At 43.8% G+C, this 7,745-nt stretch carries 4 protein-coding genes; all 4 read right to left on the reverse strand.

All coding sequences use genetic code 11. The annotated features are described in order from the left end of the window. Positions 1-158 precede the first annotated feature (158 nt). Entirely contained in the window at positions 159-749 is a 591-nt protein-coding gene (locus tag ACYVAA_RS16440) for an RNA polymerase sigma-70 factor (protein ID WP_460543729.1), read from the reverse strand. A gap of 228 nt (positions 750-977) precedes the next feature. Beyond that, positions 978-2,894, reverse strand: a complete 1,917-nt coding sequence (locus ACYVAA_RS16445) for a heparinase II/III family protein (protein ID WP_460543731.1) — start codon at positions 2,892-2,894, stop codon at positions 978-980. Positions 2,895-3,102: 208 nt separating this feature from the next. Beyond that, on the reverse strand, positions 3,103-4,728 hold the full coding sequence (locus ACYVAA_RS16450; protein WP_460543733.1) for a RagB/SusD family nutrient uptake outer membrane protein: 1,626 nt from the start codon (positions 4,726-4,728) through the stop codon (positions 3,103-3,105). A 29-nt stretch (positions 4,729-4,757) separates the two neighbouring features. Further along, on the reverse strand, positions 4,758-7,745 hold a 2,988-nt coding region (locus ACYVAA_RS16455; protein WP_460543735.1), incomplete at its 5' end, for a SusC/RagA family TonB-linked outer membrane protein.

A 7,745-nucleotide genomic window follows, 5' to 3' on the forward strand; every position in this document is an offset into this window, starting at 1 on the left:
GGGGCATTTGGCTTACGGGACCGATTACCTTGAAGAGTAATATCCAAATTCACTGAAAACGTTGGGATGGCTGAAAAACGGCTTTGGTGGATTAATTATCAAAAAATTTAAACCCTGAACACAAAAAACGGCTTAAACCAATACCTAAGGGCTTTTGATCAACAAAAGAGGGTAAAGAACAAAATTAAACTTACCGAAGAAGCATGCTGTAAGAGGTTTACCTTTAAATGCTTGCTGGCAAGATAAACATGGTGTTCCACCGTTCTGACCGAAATATTCAATTGGGCTGCGATCTCCTTGTGGCTTAAGCCCTCCAATTTATTGAGCTTAAAAACCTTTCTCTGTACTTGGGGCAACTCTTCCAACAGTGTTTGCGCCGTACGCTCAAGTTCTTGATAGGTCAACCTATCATTGATTTCCATTTCTCCTGACATGGGATCAACGGACAAATCTTCTACGGGTACAAATTTTGTCGCGGTTCTTAACCGGTTGTACAATTGGTTTTTTACCGCTGTAAAAAGGTAACTTTTGAAATTCAACTCGCTCTTCAACTGGCTCCTTCTTTCCCATACTTTGATGAATACTTCCTGAACCGCTTCCTCCGCCTCATCTGTATCCAAAATAAAGGTTCTGGCAAAACCCAAAACCCTGGGTACGTAGCGCCTATAGAGCTCATCAAAAGCATTGAGATCACCCTGCCTAAGTAAGGCAACCAATTCAGGATCCGTATGGTTTCTTAGAAGTCTCATTTCGAACGATATCCTTAAACTTAAAGATAAATCGCTCAGATTAAAACATTACGCAAATATTTTATTTCGATTAATTTCAAAAAAACGCAATCAAGTTTCGAAACTAAAGATTTAAGTTTTTTAATAAATTCTGTTTGACCATCATTTTACAAAAACCAAAAGGCAGCTCCCTTAACTTTACCAATAAAAATTTGTACTATTGGCCTAAACAGGGTTTTCCAGGATTTTTTATTTGACGATGACCTCGATCTCCCACTCATCCGCGGCATCCTCCCCTTTTTGAACAAAAACCATTCGATACAATTCGCTTTCTCCCCAAACTTTCTGTAATCTCGAATCAGTCATATCCCATTGCTCCACACTAAATGACAATTTATCGGAAGGGAATTTTAGCAGAACTGTCTTTTCTCCCTTCTCAGCCAGCTTAACCACCCCTTTTGAGATTTCCTGGGGGATGTCCAAACACATGAAATGCAGTTGTTGCCGCTGCTTCCATGCTTTCAGTGAAAACTTATCCTTAATCTCCAGTTTTTCCCGCTTTCTATCCAATTGGTAAGACCTTTCCCAAAACTTGCACATCGCCTGCTCGGGATATGCTTCACTTATATCAATTTTGAAATCGAGGTTTCTAGCCGTAACGGCAAAGTCCACCTTTTTGGATTTAAAATCATTTCCGTTTTTTTGTGAAACGCCATTGATTTTCGGCAGGTTATGAAAATCCGACTGCATGGTCCAGATATCGTAACGGTCTTTGCTAAACGTCTTTGCTGAATAAGTTTCCACCCCTATATCGATCAATAAGGGCTTGTCCTGATAATACAATATAAATGAACCGACATCATTGTGGTTATGGCTCTCATTGTTGTGTCCTCCTTTGGCCGCAAAAAACAGCCCCTCTTCAGACCTCCCGCCCACTACTTCAGTTTGGGGATACCAGAAGAATTTTTCTTTTGTGGTATTAACCTCAAAGCCCAGCAAGTCCTCATACAGCAATACATTATTCAATGCCCGGTCAAGACTTCCCGACAAGGGGGAATCCTTGAAACCTGTTTGCTCCGATACCTTGGCGGCAAATGCCCTGAGTTGATCGTCTTTGATATAATTCCCATAGCGAAAAATGATCCCCGGGTGAGCTTTCAGCCTTGCAGAAGCATCAGCAAAGTTCACGTAATAATCATCCACAATATGTGCTTTACGGATATAATTGCCCATATTCTGTACCTGCGCTTGATCACCTATATAAACCTTCCCCTCCGTGAGTTGCCGGGAAAGCTCTAAATATTCCATCATCTTCCCCGCCGCATGATCCCAATAAGCGGGGCCTTCTTCACAGGCGCCATCGGTCTTATAGTAGTTGATAAACTGATCTACGGAGCGGGCAGACTTTTCTAACACCTTTCCAAGTCTTTGTGGGTCTTTCTCGACCAGACTGGCCGTAAGCAGCACATTATAATTACACCAGGGATTCCAATTGTTCACAAAAGAAGATTTAAAGCCCATCCACCAGAAATCATCCCTTTCCAAATAGGGTGAGATGATTCTTTCATCCAGTTCCTTTTCTATTCTATTGGCCAGCAGTGGAGAGATCGTTTCAAAGTCAACCTTAAAATAAAAATGGATCCAAGCCAACAGATTAGCCACTTCCCCGGCGCCCAGGTCAATCACCGGCTCTGTGATATCAGGCACCCCTGCACCTGCTTTTTGCGCATTCAAATGAGCGGAAAGCACCCAGGTGGATTGCTCGCAAACAGCCCAGACCCCATCTGCAATGGCATCGATGTATTCCCCTCTCTGCTCGAGCAATTCTGCTAAGACCAAACTTTTCAAGGTGGAAATCCTTTTACTTTGATAAGACTGCATGCGGGTCCGGTCACCATTTCTTACAAAATCTAAATAGGCTGACACAGGAATACTCGGCCAATCGTAGGCTCGCGCTTTTTCAGCATCCGCCTTCATTTCTTCTATTACCGCTGTTGGCAATTGGCTCAGGCTCTCTTTGATTTTAGTCCTATTTGGAAAAACCTGGTCGGGAGACATTTTCCAGGCCTCGTCCGCTTTCAAAGACAACTCCTTTGCGAGCAAATCCCGTTTCTCTTGAGCCTGGCCCAAACCTACAAAAACCACCTGGAGCAGTAAGGTGATCATAAAAAAACCATTTATCCGAAATCTTCTTATTCTAAACATGACAAACTATTTTAAAATCAAAAAAACCAATGCACCTAACCATAACAGGTCTAAACCTCCACCTTTATATTCCCAAAGTCAACTTCTTTTATATTATTGGTTGTGTTGGATTCCGTTACAACCAAAAACCAGAAAAAAGGGAGGAGAAATCTCCCCCCTTTTTTCACTGTTACCAATTGGGATTTTGCTCCAATGCAGGGTTCAGCCCCAGTTCATTTATAGGCAATGGCCACAAATAATCTCTCTCCGGGTCAAAACTCCTGTTTTCTGCCGATTGTAAGACAATGATATTGTCTTCATTCACAACAGGCGTGGCATCTGAGCCAAACTCATCTTCGAAGAAATAATTACCCAATACATCCTTAGGCAACACATTCTCAGCCATTTTCCATCTGATCAAATCCCAGTACCTAAAGCCTTCCAGGGCCAATTCAACCCTGCGCTCTCTCCGGATTTCCATCAGCATATCCAGTCCGTTGGCGGTTGCAAAAGCATTGTCCAACTTGGCAACACCGGCCCTTTCTCTCAACAGATTAATACTTTTGTCCAGTTCTTCATCTGTTATTGAACCATTCAACTCATAAACCGCCTCGGCGTAGTTGAGCAATACCTCGGCATAGCGAATCACCGCATAATCTATATAAGACCTGGAGTTTTGCCAATCTGTCAAATTAGCATATCTCCTGTTAGCGAAGCCTGTACGCTGAAAAGAAAGACTCGGCACATTGAAAGTCGGCTGCGTACCGATATACTCATCTCCTTCTTTATAAAATGTGGCCAACATTCTGGGATCCCTATTTTCAAACACATCCATAATTTTTGCTGGCTGGCTGTACATAGGAGACTTTTCAATGGGCAAACCGTCTGTCATCAAATAGGCATCAGCCAATGCCTTGGTTGGATTAGATGCCCCGGTTTCCAAAGTCCTTTGGCTGGTATGGCTCAAAATGGATTCTGACACGTTCACACCGTACTGTTTGATCAAAATGTTCTCCTTATTTTGAGGACCTTCACCTTCATATTGATAAAGATCAAAATAGGAGGCAAACAAACCATGCTCTTGAGAATCGATACATGCTTCTGCCGCTTCTTTGGCCAAATTCAAATGAGATTGGGGATCCCCGTATCCGTGATACTTCGCTCTTGTTCCCTCAAAAAGGGCGACCCTAGACTTAAAAGCCAAAGCTGTTGTGCTGCTGACCCTACCGTATTCCGCTCCATCCATCTGAGAAGGAAGGTGTAAATTTTCTACCGCCTCATCCAAATCAGCATAAATAACTGCTACTATATCTTCCCTTGCATCTGCTGGAGCATACAGTTTTTCATCATCCTCACTTAGGGATTCCAATATCAAGGGTACATTCCCATAGCGCTGTACCAGACTGAAATAGCCCCAGGCCCTAAAAAATTTTGCCTCAGCAATGTATCGGTCTACAATTGATGCTTCCACACCACTCTCTAACGCTCTTGGTGCTTTTTCAATGATATTGTTGGATGCCCGAATCAACCTATAAGGGTCATTATAATCCCCGTCGGTGGCAGGAGCAATCCTTGTTCCGTCACTGATGGAATTGGGAGCTTTGCCAAAGGCATCATCCGACCAAACATCCGAAGTCACTGGCAAACCGGGCAAATAGGTATACAAATAATTGGCCGCCAATTGGAGATCCTTTTCATTTCTCCAAAAAGAGGGATCACTCAATTCTGTTTCCGGTATCCTGTCCACGTCACAACTACTGATACCTAAAATCACTATCAGCAACCCTACAAGTATATTTTTATTTTGATATTTCATGATTTTTGGATTTAGTTTTAGGCCCACAGTTAAAAAGAAAGGTTAATACCCATTGCCACAGTACCAAAGAATGGATAATCCGCCCGTACATTATTGGAGTTTTCGGGATCAAACACTCCATTGAACACGCCCATTTTGGTAAAGGTCAGCACATCCTGGCCCGTGATAAATACTCTTGCCCTATTGATATTTATCCTTTCGGTCACTGATACTGGCAAAGAATAGCCCAATTGGAAATTTTTCAACCTCACATAACTTCCATCCAACACCCATCGGTCTGATGGCAGGTAATTATGGTGGCCATTTAAATAAGGTCTGGGGAAGGCTGCATTGGTATTTTCAGGGGTCCAGTAGTCCTGATGATGCTTCATCGGCATAAACCAAGTCTGGCTCAAAGGCATAAGCATATCCCTTGTCGGCATAAAGCTTCTTTTGCCTACCCCTTGGAAGAAGAGTGACAGATCAAAGTTTTTCCATTGTGCCGAGGCATTCACTCCAAATAGGTAGCGCTGCTGATTGGTTCCCAAAAGAACCAAATCTCCTGAATTTTCGGTAGTACCTCTTCCTACAGTAATTCGATCATCTCCATCCTGATTCACATATTGGATATCACCAGTCCCTGTTCGGTTGTCCTGGAAAGGAGCCCCGTCCACCTGATCTTCTGAACCGAAGTAGCCAGGAACAGTTTCATAACCCCAGATGGTATTCAAAGGATAACCTTCAACCGTATTATTATTACCCGCCTGAATAACCTTTCTCCCAGAGAATTCAATCAATTCATTGTTATTATCTGACAGGTTTAAGCCAAAATTGAAATTAAAATCTTCTCCTATTTGGTCTCGGTACTTAAGCGCAAGTTCCCATCCCCACGATTTCAAAACTCCATTATTTATTCTTGGCGCCCTCACCCCAAAAGTGGCCGGCAATTGCAGCTCCGTGAGCATATTATCATTATGCTTGACGTAATAGTCGAAACTCATTTGCAGTTTGTTCTCCAAAAGCCCCAAATCAAGTCCCCCATTCCAGGTTTCGATCGTCTCCCATGAAAGGCTTGATGACGGCACTGTTCCTTGATAAAAGTAGGTACTACGTGTTTCTTCCGCTCCCAGAACCAACCCAGAACCTCGTGACAGCAAACTCAGGTAATCGTAATAACCTATGATATCACCACCAAGGGCACTTCCCAGTTGTCCCCAGGAACCCCTTAGCTTAAATTCTGAGAAAAAGGGCAAAGCATTACCAAAAAACTCCTCCCTGTGCATGTTCCAGCCGACAGAAGCAGCGGGAAACACCTTGGTCCTCAGCCCTGGTGCCAGCCTGGAGCTTTCATCCATCCTAACGGTACCTTCAAAAAGGAAACGCTCATCAAAGCTATAATTAACCCTTCCAAAAACTGATTGGTTAGCATAAGTACTGATACTTTGATTGGTCACCTTGGTATTATCGTCGCCCAGGTTCAAGGATGGCAAATCATTACTGATAAGGTTGGTGCCCTGTGAATAAAGCCGGGTCCATCTGTAATCCTCCCACTGGTAACCTGTAAGCGCATGGAATTTGTGTTTATCACCTATTTCCAAATCATAATCCACCAGCATCTGGAAACTGATATTGATGGTATTGTCCTGGGTAAGCTGATATCCATTTGGGTTGTTAAGGATATAGGCGGGATTATCCCCTCCTCTATCCCATAGCTCTACGGTTCTTGCAAATCTCTCCCTATCCGTTCGTCTGTATTGACGGCCAAAAATAGATCTAATCGTCAGGCCTTTAACCACATCTTTAAGTGTCCCCGTAAATACCCCGTCAAAATCATTCCTGGTAGAATTATCATAACCTCCCTGGGTCAGGTAAGCGTAGGTATTATTCCCCGAAGACCCTGCTCCTCCAAAAAGCCGTCCATCTTGCATAAAAACTGGAAAACGTTGACGGGCTTGATAAACCTGCTGTAATAGGCCGTATCCTCCTGCGCCCCTGGAAGGGGCCTCGGTATGGTGATTGGCATAAGAGATCCTCGAATCCAACGACAAATGCTTGGTCAACTGCGCCCCCAAATTGAACCGGGCATTGTAACGCTCAAAACTATCCGGACCAATCTTAAACACTCCTTGCTTGTTATAATATCCCAAAGACACCAAATAATTCAGGTTTTCTGAGCCTCCACGTGCACTGAGGTTATGTGTTTGCATGGGAGAAGTTTTCCTTAAAACCTGATCACGTATGCTCTGCTGATTGTAAGTCACCCATTTATTGGGATTGGTCTCACTTGGAACAAACTCCACCCCATCACGGATGTACTGTAACGCCTCATCATTATATTCATTTCCAACGCCGGCATTTGACCTGGCAAGGTTGGAATAAAGCGCCTCATCCAGCAGGCTTAATCTCTCCGGTACATTCAACGCCCATTCTGTCCCTATTTGGTTGGAATATTCAAAAGTGGTCTTTCCTTTTTTCCCCACTTTAGTGGTAACCAAGATGACCCCACCGGCAGCCTGGGCTCCGTAAATAGCGGCTGCGGCAGCATCTTTCAATACAGTTACTGATTCTATATCATTTGGGTTGATGGTCTGAAGTGTAAACAATGGAGCGGGAACTCCATCTACCATCAGCAAGGGGTTTACCGCTCCATTGGCTGAAGTCACCCCCCTTACCTGAATCCCTATGTTCTCATTTCCCGGCTGACCTCCTGTACGGGTGATGTTTAACCCAGGAGTGGTTCCTTGAAGGGCATTGGCCACATTGGCTACGGGCCTATCCTCCAACGCCTTCGAATCAACGGTGGACACAGCACCTGTCAAATTGGCTTTTTTCTGGGTACCATACCCTACCACGACCACTTCCTGTAGATCGGATAAGTCCTCAGACATCATTACCTCTATATTTTCTTTTCCTGCTATGCTGATTTCCTGAGAATCAAAGCCTATAAACGAGAAAACCAATACGGCATCTTCGGATACCTTATCGAAAGAAAATGCACCATCCAGATCGGTCACCGTGACCCTTTGGGTACCTTTCAC

It is taken from the genome of Echinicola sediminis (assembly GCF_054777495.1).